Here is an 18,075-nt window from a genome sequence, read left to right as displayed (position 1 = left end):
CCGGGCCCACGGGCCGCTACCCCACCGGTAGATTGCCGCACTGCAGCATGGAATGGGGTTACACCAAACTATGCATCAAATGCATAACCCACAAACACACCGGCCTTGGACAGTGCCCGGGCCGAGGCATAAGCTTCGCAGTCTGAACTGATCCCACAAGGAAATTCACCATGTCAAACCCCGTCGGCGCCCCCGCCGCACAATCCCACCCCCTGCCCTCGTACCTGCAGGCCGACCACCTCGGCCCCTGGGGCAACTACCTGCAGCAGGTGGACCGCGTCACCCCTTACCTGGGCAGCCTGGCGCGTTGGGTGGAAACGCTCAAGCGTCCCAAGCGCATCCTGATCGTGGACGTGCCGATCGAGCTGGACAACGGCACCATCGCCCACTACGAAGGCTACCGCGTGCAGCACAACCTAAGCCGCGGCCCGGGCAAGGGTGGCGTGCGTTTTCACCAGGACGTGACGCTGTCGGAAGTGATGGCTTTGTCGGCCTGGATGTCGGTGAAGAACGCCGCGGTGAACGTGCCCTACGGCGGTGCCAAGGGTGGTATCCGCGTGGACCCCAAGAAGCTGTCGATGGGTGAGCTGGAGCGCCTGACGCGCCGCTACACCAGCGAAATCGGCCTGCTGATCGGCCCGTCCAAGGACATCCCCGCACCCGACGTGAACACCAACGGCCAGATCATGGCCTGGATGATGGACACCTATTCCATGAACGTGGGCGCCACCGCCACCGGCGTGGTCACCGGCAAGCCCGTGGACCTGGGTGGCTCGCTGGGCCGTGTGGAAGCCACCGGCCGTGGCGTGTTCACCGTGGGCGTGGAAGCCGCCAAGCTGACCGGCCTGGCGCTCGACGGTGCCCGCGTGGCCGTGCAGGGCTTTGGCAATGTAGGCGGCATTGCCGCCAAGCTGTTTGCCGAAGCGGGTGCCAAGGTGGTGGCGGTGCAAGACCACACCGGCACCATCTTCAACAGCAAGGGCGTGGATGTGCCCGCACTGCTGGCGCATGTGAAGACCCGTGGTGGCGTGGGCGGCTTTGCGGGCGCCGATGTGATGAAGGCCGAAGAGTTCTGGGGCGTGGATTGCGAGATCCTGATCCCTGCCGCGCTGGAAGGCCAGATCACCAAGGACAACGCGGGCCAGATCAAGGCCAAGCTCGTGATCGAAGGCGCCAACGGCCCCACGACCACCGAAGCCGACGACATCCTGCACGACAAGGGCGTGCTGGTGCTGCCCGATGTGATCGCCAACGCCGGCGGCGTGACAGTGAGCTACTTTGAGTGGGTGCAGGATTTTTCCAGCTTCTTCTGGAGCGAAGACGAGATCAACGCCCGCCTGGTGCGCATCATGCAAGAGGCCTTTGCGGGTATCTGGCAAGTGGCGCAAGAGCACAAGGTGAGCCTGCGCACCGCCACCTTCATCGTGGCCTGCCAGCGCATCCTGCACGCCCGCGAAATGCGCGGCCTGTATCCATAAGCCCTCGCCCGCCCCACCGGCCCGCCCCTTACCCGGGGCAGGCCGTCACACCACCGCCAGCCGCTGCGATCCAGCCCTGGCGGTTTTTCTTTGCCCAGGCCTTGCGCAGCCACCGTGGCTGTTGCGCCGTGGCGACGCAGCAAGCGCGCACAACGGCCGTTCAAGGCCCCAGAACGACCGCGCAGCCGCCGCAGAAACCAAAAGATACGCACACATACAAATGGTGATCTTTCCCCCGGACCTTGCGTGAAAAACTGCCTGGACTTCGCACTCACGCCGTCTTCGGGAGATTCTGGTGGCCCTTCCATCCCTGCGCAGCCTGCTGGCGCGCTTTCTGCTCAGCCGCCTGCGCACCGCGCGCTCCGTGGCCCGTCTGGCGTACCGCCTGCACCCCCACAAACCCGCGCTCATCGACCGGCGCGGCACCCTCACCTACGGGCAGTTGCAGGATCGCGTGTACCGCCTGCAGGCCTGGATGCAGGCCCAGGGCGTAAAAAAAGGGGACGTGGTCTTTACCTGGCTGCCCGAGACCGGAGAGCAGTACGAAACCCGCCTGGCCACGTTCGAGAACGGCACCATCTTTGCCAGCTTTCACAAGCACCTGCCTGCCGAGGCAGCGCTCACGACCATGGGCCGCGTCAAGCCCACCGTCTTCATCCATGACCCGCTGCTGAGCGCGCCCATCCTGCAGGCCGTGCGCGAGCAGCTGCCCGGCCTGCGCGTGCTGGCGCTGGGGGATGAATACGAGCGCGCCCTGGCGCAGCAGACCCCCTCTGCGGGAACGGCCGACGTGCACGAGGACGATGTGTTCGCGCTGCACATGACCTCAGGCACCACGGGCCTGCCCAAGTCCATTGGCTACAGCAACCGCAAATACCTGGACAGCGTGCGGTTGATCTCGCGCGCCATCGACTTCAAGCCGCCCGCCAACGGACCGGACGTGAACATGCTGGGCCTGCCGCTCACCGGCCCGGGCTCGGGCCTGGTGCTGCCTACGCTGCTGGCGGGTGCGGCGCTGGTGATGCCCGAGGACTTCCGCGCCACCACGCTGGCCGGGCTGATCCAGAAGCACCGCGTGTCGCGCGCTTTCCTGTCGCCCTCGGCCATCATCGACCTGCTGGACGAGCCCACGCTGGGCCAGTACGACCTGTCGTCGCTGACCCATGTGCCCTACGGCTCGGAGATGATGCCCGCGCCCAAGATCGCCGAGGCCATCCGCCGCTTCGGGCCCATCTTCCAGCAGGGCTACGGCTGCCTGGAGGCCCTGCCCCCCATCACCTGGTTGCTGCCCCACGAGCATGTGGACGCGCAAGGCAACCCGCTGGGCAACGACATCCTCTCCACCGTGGGTCGCGTGATGCCGGGCGTGGACGTGGTCATCCGCGACGAGCAGTTTGCGCCGCTGCCGCTGGGCCAGATGGGCCTGATCACCGTGCAGACGCCGGTGCGGTTTGATGGCTACTGGCTGGACCCGGAAAAGACCAGCGAGACCCTGCGCGACGGCTGGGTGGTGATGGGGGACCTGGGCTATTTCGATGCTGCGGGCTATCTGCACGTGCTGGGCCGCAGCGCCGACCGCGTGGTGCGCCACGGCCAGGCACTCAACCCGCGCGAGATCGAGGAAGTGGCGCACTGCCACCCGGCCGTCAAAGAGGCCTGCCTGGTGCAGCACGGCACCGCCGCCGTGCTGGTGGCCAGCCTGCGGCAGAGCTGGCGCAACGACCGGGGCACCCAGGCCCTGGAGCACGACCTGGCGGAGTTCCTGGTGCAACACCTGCCGCCCGAGATGCGGCCCGACGATGTGCGCCTGGTCACCGAAATTCCGCGCAGCTTCCTCAACAAGATGCTGCGGCGCGAGGTGCGCCTGATGCTGGAGGCCATGCCGCCGCGCAACAGCGCGGCGCACACGGCGCGCGCAGAGCCTGTGGCGGGCTCGATGGCGACGGCTGCCCGGGCCGAAGCAATGGCATCCGCGCACCCATGACAGCCCCCATGAACATGCAGCACACCCCACACATCCGGCTGAGCCTGGGCACCAAGCTCGGCTACGCCGTGGGCAACGTCGGCCTGCAGATGCTGATTGCGGCCATGAGCTTCCTGCTCATGATCTTCTACACCGATGTGGCCCTGGTGCCTCCGGCCGTGGCCGGTGCGGCGCTGCTGGTGGGCAAGGTGTGGGACACCATCAACGACCCGCTGTTTGGCTGGCTGACCGACCGCACGCGCTCGCGCCACGGCCGCCACCGCGTGTACCTGATCTACGGCGCCCTGCCCCTGGCGGTGGTGGCTGCCGCCGTGTGGATGGTGCCGCCGGGCCTGAGCCCCTGGGCAGCGTTTGTGTGGATCGCCGTCACCTACACCTTGTTCGACACCGTGATGACGCTGGTGCAGCTGCCCTACCAGGCCATGGCCGCCAACATGACGCAGGACTACGACGAGCGCACCAGCCTCACGGCTTTTGCATCCATGGGTGCCCTGCTGGGGTTTTTTGCGGGCAGCGTGTTCATGCCCCTGCTGGTACGGGCCGCGCCCGATGCACGCACGGGCTACGCACTGGCCGGCGCCTGTTTCGGGCTGGCCGCCGGGGTCGCTGTGGCCGTGGTGGCCTGGCGCGTGCGCGAGCCCGCCACCACCGGCGACTTATCGCCTACGGCCCCAAACCCTCCAGCAGCCACACCCGGCTGGACATCGGTACGCAGCACCCTGCTGGCCACGCTGCGCAACCGCCCGTTTGTGATGCTGGTGAGCGCAGCCGGGCTGGTGCGGCTGGGCCTCACGCTGGTGCAGGCCTCGCTCGCTTATTTCGTCATCTACCAGCTGCAGGGCGACAAGGGCGACCTGCCACGCTTCATGGGCATCCTGCTCGCGGTGGTGGGCGTCTCGCTGTTCGTGTGGAAGCGCGTGGTGGACCGGTGGGAGAAGAACCTGGCCTACATCCTCGGGCTGGTGTTTTGCTGCGCGGGGCTGGTAGCGCTGTACTGGGTGGGCCCAGGCCAGCAGGCCCTGGTGACGGGCATTCTGGTGGTGGTGGGCATTGGCATGGGTGCGCACTGGATCGTGCCGTTTGCCATGGTGCCCGACACCATCGACCACGGTCACATGCAGGCGGGCGAGCGCCAGACCGGCATGTACTACGGCCTGTATGGCCTGGTCGATAAGCTGGCTCGCACCCTGGCCACGGTGCTGGTGGCCGGCATGCTGGAGCTGACCGGTTATGTGCCCAACGTAGCCCAGTCTGCCCAGGCGCTGCAAGGCATCACGGCCATGACGGGCCTGCTGCCAGCGCTGTGCCTGGTGCTGGCCATCCCGCTGCTGATGGCCTACCCCATCACCCGCGCCCGCCATGCAGACCTGGTGCGCAGCGTGGGCGCCGCCGCCCCGGCGGAGACGGCCAGTGCGGCAGCAGTGGCCGCAACCCCTGTACGCCAGAGCGAACACACCACCCGCCCTGCGTGGGAGCCCTCACGCACCCTGCCCGGTGGTGGGCACGACTTCGCACACAGTCGTTAGAGAACATCCGGGAGCGCCCTCAGGCAGACGGCGCTGGCCCGACCGGTTCGGGCGGCAACACGCCGCGCAGCGCCAGACAGAAGGGCTGCGCACACTCTGCGCGCGCTGCATACGGGCAGCCCACGGTCTCGCACAGGCCCGATTCCCCGTTGCGCGCCCGCGCGTCCTCGCGCGGCACCTGGCCGCTGGCCTGCAGCACGGCCATCTGGGTCCAGGGGTCCAGGCGCCCTGTGGCCTGCTGCAGCATGTCGCGGCCATACACGGTGGCGGCCAGTTGCGGTTGCAGGTCCAGCACCAGCAGCGCGCTGGTGCGCGGCGCGGCAGCATCCATGCCCTGCAACACCAAGGCCATGACCCCCGATTGCAACGCCTGGCCGCCGCCCGCAAAAGGCACCTGCAGCGCGCCGCCCGCAGCGGTGGCGCCCGCGCCCAGGCTTGCGCTGACTTGCGCCGCCGCCGCGCCCGCAGCGGCAGGTGACGCCTGGGCCGCCAGCCACGGCACCGGGGCACGCAAGGTGAGCGCCAGCCCGCGCGGCCCCTCGGGGGTCGACACCACGCCCTGGCGCACCAGCCAGGTTTGCAGCGGCGGCTGGTCGGCATCCAGCGCGCCGCTCTCCAGCGCCTGCGCCATGCCAATCGGCCAGGGCTGCGCGGCCACCACGCGTTGCGGCACTCCGGCCTGGGCGGTGACCTGTGCCACCAGGGCACTCACCATCCGCAGCAACGGTGCGCTGAGGCCCGACGCGGGCCAGGCCGTGCCACTTGTGGCGGAGGCAGCGGAGGTTGCCGCATTGGCCTGCGCCGCCATGGTTGCGCCACGCGGCAGCGCCGACGACCCCGGTGGTGCGGCCCGCGCGGCGCCCTCACCCCTTGCGCCCTGCAAGCGGCCATCGACCCCGCCCGCCCGGCGCGGGTCGAAGCCCGCCGCCAACTGTTCGCGCGCCTGGGGCGAGATGCTGGCCTGGTCTGCCGGCGTAGGCAGCGGCCCGCCGGGCGGGCTGGGTGATGTGACCGAGGGCGGCGGCGCGCTGGGGTCTGCCGTGGGCAACGGCGAGGGTGCGGCGGGTACAGCAGGTTTGGGCTTGTCCAGCCCCAGCAACGCCGTCTGCCGCTGCAGCGCCGCCTCGGCCAGGAACTGGGCCACGGGCGGCAGTGCCGTGCGGGACGGATCGATCGGGAGGGTCATGCCGGGTTGCCTGGGGAATGGATGCCCGATTCTGTAGTGATTCGTCCAGCGTGAACAGGCCATGGTGCGGGCAAACCTGTTGCCCGTATCAGCTATCAACTACATAGCAAAAGGTGCAATAAAGTCCGGCGCTACCGGCACTTTTTGTCCACAATCCGGTTCCACCGCCCGCCGCGCTGCCTCTCAGCGCGCAGCCACCTCCCCGCCATGCACCCGCACACCACCGCCCGCCCGCGCCTTGTTGATCGCCACCCCACGCCCCACACCGGGGTTGCGCCCGCACTGCTGATGGCCGTGCTGGGCTTCCTGCTGTTCAGTGGGTGGATGTATGCGCCGCAGTGGGAGCGCGCCTTCCGCTCGGACGGCTCGCCGGTGTCGTGGCTGTCGAGCGCGCTGCTGCTGGCGCTCAGCATCACGGCCCTGCGGATGGTGGGGGACCGCGCCCTGCCCCGGCTGCTGGGTGCCTGGCTGGCGCTTGCGTTTTTTGTGCTGGCGCTGGACGAGCAGTTCATGCTGCACGAGCTGTGGAAGTTCCGCTGCCATGAATGGACGGATGCCTGCCGCTGGGCCCCCGTGCGCGAAGCCCCCATGCTCGCCGTGGCGGTGGTGGGCCTGCTCACCATGGCCTGGCTGCACCGCGCCTTGCTACACACCGGCACCCGCGCCCTGCTGTGGGCGGGCCTGGCTGTGGGCTGGCTGGCGATTGGTGTGGACCAATGGCCCGAAGTGCAAGCGCGCTGGCCCCGCCTGCCCGATCTGCCATCGCTGCTGGCCACGCTGGAAGAAGGGCTGGAAGTGCTGGCCGAGGCGCTGGTGTTGGGGGCGTTGTTGCGTCAGCCGGGGCAGTGATAAGAGGGAGGCGCCGTGCAGATCCGCTGGCAGACGGATGAGAGCCATGCCCGACGTTCAGCAGTACTCAGCTGAACTGCTCATAAAACACATCAATCGGGCTCGTGGCGACCTTGGCCTGGAGCGGAAAAATCTCCCAGGGATTTTCAACGCTCATGTCATCAAGGCGAGCCAACAATTGATCCCGCACAGCCGCTTTCACTTCCTGTCGCCAGTTCAAGACCTGGCCCCAGGTTGAACTCCCATTCAAATGCAATGGAAACCGCACGGCTTGCACTGATGCGCTATAGGCCAGAGGAAAGAGCCGCCTGTAGGCGTGAAGGTTGTAGAGCCACGAAACGCCACGCACTGTTGTAGCCATTGGCGCACTTCGCTGAACATGTGCAAACAAGTCGCGCAGGTCTGACATCCTCGCGCCGACGTTCTCAACGGCCAATGGACTGGACTTGAGTCCACTTGGCGGTAGAAAGTGGATGCGCAAGGTACCGGTGGCATCGGGCGGGTCGTACGAGAAGCAGCCAAACGACCGTTCGAGTTCGGGGTAGGAGTGGGCCCGCTGGTACTCGGCGCACAAGGCGAGGTGGGCAGCATGGTCACTGCCTGTGCTTTGAACTCTGGCCAAGAAGCGATGCCATTGAGTCTCGCCGGCGTTGCCCCAAAGGTTCAGCCTGCGTCGCAGGTTAGTACAACGGTCAATGGCCACGTCAATTGGAACCGCCGCTTTCACCGCATAGTGCGCGGCAAACTTCAATTGAAGAGAAAAATAACATTCAAGCATTGAATTGGACGGTGACACTGGCTCGCCGACTGCTGCTCCCAGCCGAACGTTGTCCAGCAGCCTCCCCTCACGTGCACTCCTGATCCACCCAATACCCCGCCGGAAACCACTGGCCGTTGATATTGAGGTACCAGCGCCATTCAAAGATGGGCTCAAAGCTCATGCCGCCCGGCGAGGGAGTGTCGATGCGCAGAATGTCCGCCACGCCGTCGCGGTCGAGGTCAATCTCGTGCACCATCACGGCGGTGTTTTTGCGCTGGGGCTTGTCGCGGATGGGCGGGTCGGCAGGCTGCATCCAGCTCGTGGCGTAGCGCCGGGTCTTCACCTTCACCGCGTCCGGCGGAAGCTTTGCGGGCAGCACCAGGCGGGTCAGTACCTGGGCACTGTCGGACAGCTTGGCATAGCCGCGCACAGGTTGGGCTTCTTCACCAGGATCCTTGAACCCACGGCCGGGGTAGTGGCCGCCGCAGTAGTGGTCTTCGTTGCTGATGTCCCAATAGCGCTGGCGCAGAGTATGGGCACCCACCAGGCCCTGGTGGGTGATGGCATAGATGGTCAGCGCGGGTGCGAAGGCCTGGTCGGCAGTGCCCACGTCCCAGAAGCCGGTGATGTACTCGATTTCGGGACCACTGTGGCGATTGAACCGCCCCACGGGCACGCCGGTAGGGATGACGCTGATGCGGGTGCCCGCCACGGCGGCCAGGCCGTCGGCATCGGTCTCGTGCAGCAGGGCCACGCTGGTGTGGGACCGAAAGTACGACGGGGCAATCGCTGGCAAGGTCGGCTTGGCGGCCAAAGGGGTCACGGCGGGAATGTGGTCCACGACACGGGTGGCCAGCTTCAGGTCGTCCAGCGGGTTGACGGAGCGACCCCGGTCGATCTCCTGCTCGGGCCGCAGCACCACGCCAGCGCGCATGAGCTTCTTGGCGGCTTCCCACTCAGCTCGGGTGGGGTACTGCACCGGCATTTCATGCGCGTGGCTTTTGGCCAGCGCGGGCAGCTGCAGGGCCAGCGGACGCGGCAGGGCGTTGCCGTATGCGCGCAGGCGATTGGGTGACGGTGCGACCCAGAAGGCGCGGGCGGCGTCCTTGCCTGCCTGGGCCAGGGTGAGGGGCTGATCGGCCAGCAGGTTGCAGGCCACATAGGCTTGCAGGGGCTCAGGCAACGGCGGGCCCAGGCGCGCATCGCCCGTGTAGAGCACGGCGCACCAGCCGTCGCGCTCGGTGATCTGCTGCAGCACGGTGTTGGCGGGCACCTGGGCCACGATGCGCGCCTGCGACTGGGCAGCATCGCGCAGGTTGACCCAGGAGCCCTGCACATAACGCTGCTTGGCTGGCGCCACAGCCGGCGTCTGGGCATTGGCCGGGCCTACGAGAACTGCGCCCAGCAAAGCAGCCATGGTCCAGTGGCGAGGCCGTGTGGCGTGCACCAAGGTCTTCATGCTCCAGCCCCTGCAAAAGAGTTACACCGCCAATGCAGGCTCTGCCGCTGCAGCAGGCGGTTGCGATTCAATCACCCGCGCCAGCAGCGCGCCGCTGTAGCGCGCGGGCATCGGGATCCACACGCGCACCGGGCTGCCCTGGGCGACCTGCACGGGCTGGCCTTCCACATTGCGCATCTCTTGCAGGCGCACGGTGGTGTTGCCGCTGGGGTGCACGACCTCGACCAGGTCGCCCACGGCAAAGTGGTTCTTGGTTTCTACCTGTACCCAATCTCCTGACAGGCCCACATCGGCCTGTCCTTCGGCACCCAGCACCTCGCCCACATACTGGCTGCGCTGCGTGGCCGAGTGGCCGCTGATGTAGTTCTGGTAATCGTTGCTGGGGCGGCGCTCCAGCAGGCCGCCGGTGTAGCCCCGGTTGGACAGGCCTTCGAGCTCAATCAGCAACTCAGGGTTGAAGGGGCGGCCCGCCACGGCGTCGTCGATGGCGCGGCTGTAGACCTGGGCGGTGCGGGCCACGTAGTACAGGCTCTTGGTGCGGCCTTCGATCTTGAGCGAATCGACACCGATCTGCGTGAGGCGCGCCACATGCTCCACCGCGCGCAGGTCCTTGCTGTTCATGATGTAGGTGCCGTGCTCGTCTTCCATGATGGGCATCATCTGCCCAGGGCGGCCGGCTTCTTCGATGAGGTAGACCTTGTCGGCCTTGGGGTGGCGATCGCCGTTGCCGGTGGTCGATGCAAAGGCTTGCTCCGCTTTCTGCTGCGCGGCCTCGAAGTTGAAGTCGCCCTCCATCTTCTGCGCAATGGCTTCGCCCGTGGTGGCGTCGATGTCGGCGTCGTGGGTGGCGTAGTTCCAGCGGCAGGCGTTGGTGCAGGTGCCCTGGTTGGGGTCGCGGTGGTTGAAGTAGCCGCTGAGCAAACACCGGCCCGAGTACGCGATGCACAGCGCGCCGTGCACGAAGACCTCGAGCTCCATGTCGGGGCATTCCTGGCGGATTTTCTCGATCTCGTCGAGGCTCAGTTCGCGCGAGAGGATCACACGTTCCACGCCCATCTTCTGCCAGAACTTCACCGCCGCCCAGTTGGTGGTGTTGGCCTGCACCGAAAGGTGCACCACCTGCTCGGGCCACTTTTCCTTGACCATCATGATCAGGCCCGCGTCGGCCATGATGAGCGCGTCGGGCTTGCAGTCGATCACGGGCTCGATGTCGCGCAGGTAGGTGCGGATCTTGTCGTTGTGCGCAATCAGGTTGCTGGTCACAAAGAACTTCTTGCCGCGTGCGTGCGCCTCGTCAATACCTTGCTTGATCTGCTCCAGGCGGAACTCGTTGTTGCGCGCGCGCAGGCTGTAGCGCGGCTGGCCGGCGTACACCGCGTCGGCACCAAAGTCGTAGGCGGCGCGCATCTTGTCGAGCGAGCCGGCGGGCAGGAGCAGTTCGGGGGCTTTGAGCATGGTCATGGGGTGGCCCAATCTAAAAATCGTCGGGGGTCGGGTTCAGCGGGGCATCAGGGGCAGGCCCGCGAGCATGCCCACGGCCTGCGCAGGCAGTTCTTCCGCATCAAAGGCCTTGTCACCATCGGCGTCGGCCACGCCGTTGGGTACCAACCCCTTGAAGTCGAACTGGCGCGGGTCCATGAAGTGCGAAGGCACCAGGTTGCGCAGTGCCACGGCCATGTTCTCGATGCGGCCGGGGTACAGCTGCTGCCAGTCGCGCAGCATCTGGCCGATCTGCTTGCGCTGCAGGTTTTCCTGGCTGCCGCACAGGGTGCAAGGAATGATGGGAAAGTTGCGGATCTCGGCCCAACGCGTGAGGTCATCCTCGGCGACATAGGCCAGCGGGCGGATGATGAGGTGGTCGCCCCGGTCGCTCTGCACCTTGGGCGGCATGCCCTTGAGCTTGCCGCCGAAGAACATGTTCAGAAAGAAGGTCTGCAGCATGTCGTCGCGGTGGTGGCCGAGCGCTATTTTTGTGCAGCCCAGCTCGTCGGCCACGCGGTACAGGATGCCCCGGCGCAGGCGGCTGCAGAGGCTGCACATGGTCTTGCCTTCGGGGATGTGCTCCTTGACGACGCTGTAGGTGTCCTGCGTTTCGATATGAAAGGGCACGCCCACCTTCGCGAGGTAGTCGGGCAGCACATGGGCCGGAAAGCCGGGCTGCTTCTGGTCGAGGTTGACGGCGATCAGCTCAAATTTGTTGCCGTTGCGCTGCTGCAGCATGCGCAGCACGTCGAGCATGGCGTAGCTGTCTTTCCCGCCGGACACGCACACCATCACCTTGTCGCCGTCTTCGATGAGGCCAAAGTCGCCAATCGACTGGGCCACCTGGCGCACCAGGCGCTTTTCGAGCTTGAGCGCGGCGTGGGCGGCGGCCTTGGCAGCCGCTGCGGCAGCGTCGTCGCCCTCCACAAAGGAAGAGGCGGGCGGGGTGGGGGTATCAAGCATGGAATGGACGGACCAGACGGCGAAACGGGAAGGCGCAATGAAGGGGGGATTGCAAGGTTGCCGCACCCAGCGGCGCCTTGCAATGGGCAGCCGCACTGCGCTGGTACGGCATTCACTACATTTCTTATAGCTGCTTGCGCTTATTGAATAAGCGCTAGAGGCCGATTTGACTCAAATTCAGGCTTCTGCGGGGTAGAACATCTTGCGCGTGGGCACATCGGCCACCGCCTTGGCAATGGCGCCAATATGGTCTGGCGTGGTGCCGCAGCAGCCGCCCAGGATGTTGACCAGCCCCTCGGCCGCAAACTCGTGCACCAGGCGGCTGGTGATCTCGGGCGTTTCGTCAAAGCCGGTGTCGCTCATGGGGTTGGGCAGGCCGGCGTTGGGGTAGCAGCTGATGAAGGTGTCCTCGGCCACGCGGTTCAGCTCCTGGATGTAGGGGCGCATCAGCGTGGCGCCCAGGGCGCAGTTCAGACCAATGGCCAGCGGGCGCGAGTGGCGCACGCTGTGCCAGAAGGCGGTGACGGTCTGGCCCGACAGGATGCGGCCAGAGGCGTCAGTCACGGTGCCGCTGATGATGAGGGGCAGGCGCTCGCCGCTCTTCTCAAAGAACTCGTCAATCGCGAACAGCGCCGCCTTGGCGTTCAGGGTGTCGAAGATGGTCTCGACCAGCAGCACGTCGGCGCCGCCTTCGACCAGCGCCTCGGTCTGCTCGTAGTAGGCAGCGCGCAGGGTTTCAAAGTCGATGTTGCGCGCACCGGGGTCGTTCACGTCGGGGCTGATGCTGGCCGTCTTGGGCGTGGGGCCGAGGGCGCCGGCGACGAAGCGGGGCTTGTCGGGCGTGCTGTACTTGTCGCAAGCGGCGCGCGCCAGCTGGGCCGAGCGCAGGTTCATCTCGCGCGCCAGCGCGGCCATGTGGTAGTCCTCCTGCGCCACAGTGGTTGCGCCGAAGGTGTTGGTCTCGATGAGGTCGGCGCCAGCGGCCAGATACCGCTCGTGGATATCGCGAATCACGTCGGGCCGGGTGATGCTGAGCAGCTCGTTGTTGCCCTTCACGTCGTAGGCAAAGTCCTTGAACCGGTCCCCCGCACCATCTGGCCCGGTATAGCCCTCGCCCCGGTACTGCGCTTCACCCAGCTTGAAGCGCTGGATCATGGTGCCCATGGCGCCGTCGAGGATGACGATGCGTTGGGCGAGGATGTCGGGCAGTTGCGCAGCGCGCGTGTAGTGGAGGGCTTGCATAGGCCCCTATTGTAGAAAGCGTCGGCGACGCTACCAAAGAGCGGGGTTCAACCTGAATTACGTCCTATATGATCCCCCGCGTCGCCGCATTCCGCGCGTCGACAGATCCGCATTTTTAATGAGAGGGAGGCCATCTAATGACATCAAAACGCCCCATTTTTCTTGCACTGCCACTGACCGCATTGGCCTGCATTTTCATGGTCGGTTGTGCGGGACCTGCGCCCAACTACACACCGTCGGTAGACAACGTTGAGCGACTGAAAAAAACCGCATCCTCTGAGATGAAGGTTGGTACGTTTGCCACAAAACCAGGAATGCAAAGCGCGGACGCCATATCCCTAAGAGCCTCTTCCATGGTGTCGCCTGTAGGCAAAAACTATGGCGACTATCTTGCAGCGGCTCTGCGTTCTGAGCTCGAATTGGCGAAGCTACACGCCCCCAATTCCCCTGTCGAAGTGTCAGGGACCCTGCTGCAAAACAACATCAATGCGGGTGGAATCCAGACTAATGATGGGCAGTTGGAAGCGCAATTTGTTGTGAAGAAGGGAGAGGAAGTTCGGTACGACAAGCTCAAGAAGATCACACGACAGTGGGAAGGCGCTTTCGCTGGGGCTGTCGCTATCCCTCAGGCCGCAAACAACTATCCATTGATGGTGCAAGACCTTTTGGGGGCTCTGTTTGCTGATCCAGACTTTATTGCGTCTCTCAAGCAACGATAAGGAAACAGCATGTTCCAGCGCATTATTTTCCTGTCGCTCAGCATAGTATTCGCCCTCATCCTGGGGGGCTGCGCGCATCCCATCTCCATGGCACCCAACTTAGCTACTGTTCAACCTACGGCGGACCAGCCGATGCTGGACAAAAAGGTGGGTTATCACATTTCGGCGGCATCCAAGGCCCTTGAAGTCACTACACCAGGTGGGGGTGGCGACAAGGTGCGTTACTTTCCTTATCGGGATCTGGAGCCTGGCCTGTACAAGGCGATTGGGGTAGTGTTTCGCGATGTTGCCAAAATCAACAATCCAACCGACGCCGCGGAGTTGGATGCCAGTGGCATCCAGCTGCTGATCACACCTGAGATCACCACCAACTCATCGTCGGAAAGCGCGCTGACATGGCCACCAACGTCGTTCACAGTGACGCTGGCCTGCCAAATCAAAGACATGCACGGTAAAACGCTAGATTCGCTGCGGGTGGAAGGACGCGGTCAAGCGGAATTCTCAGAGTTCAAATCTAACTTCTCGTTAGCAGCGGTCAGAGCGAGCGATGACGCATTGGCGAAACTGGTCGTGGCATTGCGCCAATCGAAGGCATTTGCAAAGTAGCCTGAGGTTTTCACCTCGGCCCTATTTGGGTCAAGGTGAAGAACCAAGGACTCACATAGCCGTCTGAGGCGCAGGCGTCGGAATCCAAACATCGTTCTCAAGGTGACGGGCGATGGCAGCGGCGCACAATAGCCTTATCGGCTGTGTTCGCTGCTTACAGAAAAAACAGACAGATCGTCCCTGGCCCTCTATACACGAGCGCTTGCAGCTATCCATTTCAGAGTATCCGCTTGTCCTCTCGCCCGTCTCCCGCGCTGTCCCCTACCCATGCCGTTTTGCAGGACGTTTTTGGCTACGAGCAGTTTCGCGGCCCGCAGCAGGCCATCGTTGAGCATGTGATCGCCGGTGGCGATGCGCTGGTGCTCATGCCTACCGGCGGCGGCAAGAGCCTGTGTTACCAGGTGCCGGCCATCGTGCGCCAGCGGCAGGGGCGCGGGGTGACCATCGTGGTCTCTCCGCTAATCGCGCTGATGCACGACCAGGTGGGGGCACTGCACGAGGCGGGGGTGGATGCGGCCTTTTTGAACTCTACGCTGAGTTTTGACGAGGCGCAGGATGTGGAGTTGCGCCTGCAGACTGGCGACATCACCCTGCTGTACGCCGCGCCCGAGCGGCTGAATACGCCGCGTTTTCTGGGCCTGCTCGATAGCCTGTACGAAGGCGGCCACCTCTCGCTGTTTGCCATTGACGAGGCGCACTGCGTGAGCCAGTGGGGCCACGACTTTCGCCCCGAATACCGCGCGCTCACGGTGCTGCACGAGCGCTATGCGGGCGTGCCACGCATTGCGCTCACGGCCACGGCGGATGCGCTCACCCGGGCGGACATCATCGAGCGCCTGCAGCTCGAAGACGCACGCCTGTTCATCAGCAGCTTTGACCGGCCCAACATCCGCTACACCATCGTCGAGAAGAAGGACGCCACCACTCAGCTGCTGCGCTTCATCGAGCGCGAGCACGCGGGCGAGGCGGGCGTGGTGTATTGCCAGTCGCGCAAGCGCGTGGAGGAGCTGGCTTCCACCCTGAGCGACGCGGGCATCACCGCCCTGCCCTACCACGCGGGGCTGGACACCAAAGTGCGCCAGAAGAACCAGGACCGCTTTCTGCGCGAAGAGGGCATCGTGATGGTGGCCACCATCGCGTTTGGCATGGGCATCGACAAGCCTGACGTGCGTTTTGTGGCCCACGTGGACATGCCCAAGAACATCGAGGGCTACTACCAGGAGACCGGCCGCGCGGGCCGCGACGGCCTGAACGCCGATGCCTGGATGGCCTATGGCCTGAACGACGTGGTCAACCAGCGCCGCATGATCGACGAGAGCCCCGCGGGCGAGGAGTTCAAGCAGGCGCTGCGCGGCAAGCTCGATGCGCTGCTGGCGCTGGCCGAGGCCACCGACTGCCGCCGCGTGCGGCTGCTGGCCTATTTCGGCGAGCAGTCCACGCCCTGCGGTAACTGCGACAACTGCATCAGCCCGCCCGCCGTGTGGGATGCGACCGATGCCGCCCGCAAGCTGCTGTCCACCATCTACCGTGTGAACCAGGCCAGCGGCATCAGTTTTGGCACGGGGCACATCATGGACATCCTGCGCGGCAAGAAGACCGAGAAGGTCGCGCAGTTCGGGCACGAAAAAATCTCCACCTTCGGCATTGGCGCAGACCTGACCGAGCCCCAGCTGCGCGGCGTGCTGCGCCAGCTGATCGCCACGGGCGCGCTGGGCCTGCAGAAGGTGATGCTGGACAGCGGCCACAGCTTTGACACCCTGTGCCTCACCGAGGGCTCGCGCGCCGTGCTCAAGGGCGAGGTGCCGGTGCAGCTGCGCGAATCGGTGTCGTCCGCCCCCGCCAAGCGCACCCGCAAGGGCAGCGCACCGCCAGCCGCTGCCGCCAATCTGGGACCCGACGCACAGGTGCGCTTCATCAACCTCAAGGCCTGGCGCGCCGAAGTGGCACGCGAGCACAACCTGCCCGCGTATGTGATCTTTCACGACGCCACACTGGCTGCGATTGCCGAGCGCAACCCCGCGTCCCTGGACGACCTGCAGGGCATCAGCGGCATGGGGGCGAAGAAGCTGGAGGCGTATGGGGCGGAGGTGTTGAGGGTGGTGGGGAACAACTAACCAGGCCTGGCCCGCAGGCGGTCAAGAAATCGTCATGACGCCTTGCGAACAAATGCGTTACAAACCTGCTGACCCGGGATACATTCAGCCCGGCATTTCATTTCAACAGTCAGTTCATACATTCAAGAGAGGGTATATAGATGTTTTTCAAGAAATTGGTGGCTGCAGCACTGATCTTGGGGGCCAGCTTGGCACATGCGTTTTTGCCCCAGGCAGGGACATGGGTGGTCAGTTCAGAACTAGACGGCATGCCAGGTCGCGGCTTGGCCATTGACGTTCAGAACGAGACTTTCGTGATGCAGATGTTTGCCTACGAAAACACCGGGCATCCCTCTTTCTATTTGGCTGCGGGCACTCTGCTCAACAATCAAATCACAACGCCGCTCAACCGCTACGAAGGTGGCCGCTATTTCGGCAGCGCCGCGCGATCGGGTGTCTCTGCTGGCAGTCCTGGCAATGTCAGCATTCGCTTTACCAGTGGAACCACAGGCTTTGCCACCTTTCCGGGCGAGCCCGAAAAAGCCATCATCCGAGCAAATTTTGCGTACCCTTTTGCTCCATCCAGCTTGATCGGTGTCTGGACGTTCACGTCCATCGGGAGCGAGGGCTTGCAGGCTGATGCCGTGCAGTTGACCACCTCCGTGGGTGCAACCAGTACCGGGAATGGCGTGGTGACCGCCGCCAATGGACTGTTCGGCTGCGAACACCAGATCAGTGGTTCCCTGAACGGCAACGTGCTGTGCGTCAAAATCAATTCGCAAGGCCAACTGCTGCGTGCTTATATTTTTGTCTATAGCGTGAACGAGGGCGAAGGCTATTCGCAGGTTTCAGCAAACAGCACCCAGCAATTGCTATCGATTCGACGGCTGACCAACCCCAAGGGGGTAGGCACCGGCTTGATTTTGAAGGCGGACGAAGCACAGCCCCTGCCGGAAAATTCCGCCCTGCGCGCACAACTGAGCAACATTGCCATCCACGGCTTGCCGTAGTCGGTAGCTCAAACGGTCCGGGGCATGGTCACCATGGGTTGCCATGCCTTGGAATCTGAACCAGTGTGCAGGCGGCATGGCTGCAACACCCAATGCGCCACGCCAGAGTCCGCCAAGAGGTCCGCAAGTATTGCCAGTTCACTGCGTCCAAACAGTCCGGCGTGCCATGTGGTCCGGCATTCGTATTCCACACAACTTTGCAGCACGTGCTGCAGTGACTCCCACGCACGCACGCCGCTGCCAGGCACGCCCGTAATGGCATCGTATCGATGCTTTGGACCTTTAATGTCGAACCCCACCCAATCGAGCAGGGGCAGCAGGGCGGCAAGACGCTCAGGATACATACCACCCGTGTGCAATCCTGTGGCAAAACCCATGGCACGGACCTCCGCCAACGCTGCGGGCAAAGCCGCTTGCAGCGTCGGCTCTCCCCCCGAAAACACCACACCATCCAGCAAGCCCCGGCGGCTCTCCAAAAACGTCCGCACCTGCGCCCACGGCATGGCGGCAGGTGTTGTGGCGTCGAGCAACTCGGGGTTGTGACAATAACCACAACGCCAGGGACAGCCCTGGCAATACACGACTGCTGAGAGACGTCCAGGGAAATCGACGGTGGTAAGTGGCGTGAGCCCTCCCACCCGCAGAGGGGCGGAATCCGCTGTGCGTGCGGGCGACGGCACGCCGATCAATGGGGTCATTGTTTTGTGCCGATGTCTTA

Annotated in this window: 15 protein-coding genes; 8 read left to right on the top strand and 7 right to left on the bottom strand. The window is 64.7% G+C overall.

Annotated elements, in window-relative coordinates; translation table 11 throughout:
- Positions 1-170: 170 nt before the first annotated feature.
- The 3 genes from C8C95_RS10525 (at position 171) to C8C95_RS10515 (ending at position 4,988) form a co-directional block, all read left to right on the top strand.
- Positions 171-1,478, top strand: a complete 1,308-nt coding sequence (locus C8C95_RS10525) for a Glu/Leu/Phe/Val dehydrogenase (RefSeq protein WP_056057120.1) — start codon at positions 171-173, stop codon at positions 1,476-1,478.
- Between the two features lie 295 nt (positions 1,479-1,773).
- Complete coding sequence (locus tag C8C95_RS10520; protein ID WP_116748555.1) at positions 1,774-3,462, top strand: AMP-binding protein; 1,689 nt, start codon at positions 1,774-1,776, stop codon at positions 3,460-3,462.
- 8 nt (positions 3,463-3,470) lie between these two features.
- A complete protein-coding gene (locus tag C8C95_RS10515) occupies positions 3,471-4,988 on the top strand; it encodes a glycoside-pentoside-hexuronide (GPH):cation symporter (RefSeq protein ID WP_116748554.1) in 1,518 nt (505 codons plus the stop codon).
- 19 nt (positions 4,989-5,007) lie between these two features.
- On the opposite strand, the gene C8C95_RS10510 is transcribed toward C8C95_RS10515, so the two are convergent.
- Positions 5,008-6,174, bottom strand: a complete 1,167-nt coding sequence (locus C8C95_RS10510) for a hypothetical protein (protein ID WP_116748553.1) — start codon at positions 6,172-6,174, stop codon at positions 5,008-5,010.
- 207 nt (positions 6,175-6,381) lie between these two features.
- Between C8C95_RS10510 and C8C95_RS10505 the strand changes: the two genes are divergently transcribed.
- On the top strand, positions 6,382-7,023 hold the full coding sequence (locus C8C95_RS10505; protein WP_116748552.1) for a hypothetical protein: 642 nt from the start codon (positions 6,382-6,384) through the stop codon (positions 7,021-7,023).
- Between the two features lie 67 nt (positions 7,024-7,090).
- Here C8C95_RS10505 and C8C95_RS10500 read toward each other — a convergent pair whose 3' ends face one another.
- The 5 genes from C8C95_RS10500 to C8C95_RS10480 form a co-directional block, all read right to left on the bottom strand.
- Positions 7,091-7,801: a hypothetical protein gene (locus tag C8C95_RS10500; RefSeq protein WP_116748551.1), complete on the bottom strand. Its 711-nt coding sequence runs from the start codon at positions 7,799-7,801 to the stop codon at positions 7,091-7,093.
- A 67-nt stretch (positions 7,802-7,868) separates the two neighbouring features.
- Positions 7,869-9,242 carry an SH3 domain-containing protein gene (locus C8C95_RS10495; protein WP_243415675.1) on the bottom strand — a complete coding sequence of 458 codons (1,374 nt, stop codon included), beginning with the start codon at positions 9,240-9,242 and terminating at the stop codon, positions 7,869-7,871.
- A gap of 21 nt (positions 9,243-9,263) precedes the next feature.
- Positions 9,264-10,703, bottom strand: a complete 1,440-nt coding sequence (yegQ, locus tag C8C95_RS10490; protein WP_116748550.1) for a tRNA 5-hydroxyuridine modification protein YegQ — start codon at positions 10,701-10,703, stop codon at positions 9,264-9,266.
- Between the two features lie 36 nt (positions 10,704-10,739).
- A complete protein-coding gene (gene ttcA, locus C8C95_RS10485; RefSeq protein WP_116748549.1) occupies positions 10,740-11,687 on the bottom strand; it encodes a tRNA 2-thiocytidine(32) synthetase TtcA in 948 nt (315 codons plus the stop codon).
- 177 nt (positions 11,688-11,864) lie between these two features.
- Positions 11,865-12,929 (bottom strand): homocysteine S-methyltransferase family protein, encoded by a 1,065-nt coding sequence (locus C8C95_RS10480; RefSeq protein WP_116748548.1) that lies wholly within the window; start codon positions 12,927-12,929, stop codon positions 11,865-11,867.
- A gap of 137 nt (positions 12,930-13,066) precedes the next feature.
- Here C8C95_RS10480 and C8C95_RS10475 point away from each other — a divergent pair, with 137 nt between their 5' ends.
- The 4 genes from C8C95_RS10475 to C8C95_RS10460 all read left to right on the top strand — a co-directional run bounded on the left by C8C95_RS10475 (position 13,067) and on the right by C8C95_RS10460 (position 17,357).
- Positions 13,067-13,648: a hypothetical protein gene (locus C8C95_RS10475; protein ID WP_243415674.1), complete on the top strand. Its 582-nt coding sequence runs from the start codon at positions 13,067-13,069 to the stop codon at positions 13,646-13,648.
- Between the two features lie 9 nt (positions 13,649-13,657).
- Positions 13,658-14,254, top strand: coding sequence for a hypothetical protein (locus C8C95_RS10470; RefSeq protein WP_116748547.1), 597 nt, complete (start codon positions 13,658-13,660; stop codon positions 14,252-14,254).
- A 254-nt stretch (positions 14,255-14,508) separates the two neighbouring features.
- Positions 14,509-16,368 carry a DNA helicase RecQ gene (gene recQ / locus C8C95_RS10465; protein WP_116750236.1) on the top strand — a complete coding sequence of 620 codons (1,860 nt, stop codon included), beginning with the start codon at positions 14,509-14,511 and terminating at the stop codon, positions 16,366-16,368.
- 140 nt (positions 16,369-16,508) lie between these two features.
- Positions 16,509-17,357 carry a hypothetical protein gene (locus C8C95_RS10460; protein ID WP_116748546.1) on the top strand — a complete coding sequence of 283 codons (849 nt, stop codon included), beginning with the start codon at positions 16,509-16,511 and terminating at the stop codon, positions 17,355-17,357.
- Positions 17,358-17,365: 8 nt separating this feature from the next.
- Here the strand turns inward: C8C95_RS10460 and C8C95_RS10455 are convergent, their stop codons facing one another.
- Positions 17,366-18,055 (bottom strand): anaerobic ribonucleoside-triphosphate reductase activating protein, encoded by a 690-nt coding sequence (locus tag C8C95_RS10455; RefSeq protein ID WP_116748545.1) that lies wholly within the window; start codon positions 18,053-18,055, stop codon positions 17,366-17,368.
- Positions 18,056-18,075 lie beyond the last annotated feature (20 nt).

Origin of the sequence: Acidovorax sp. 99 (assembly GCF_003096455.1) — a bacterium.
In the GTDB taxonomy this organism is placed as follows: Bacteria; Pseudomonadota; Gammaproteobacteria; order Burkholderiales; family Burkholderiaceae_C; genus Acidovorax; species Acidovorax delafieldii.
This window is presented reverse-complemented; position numbering and strand designations above follow the sequence as displayed.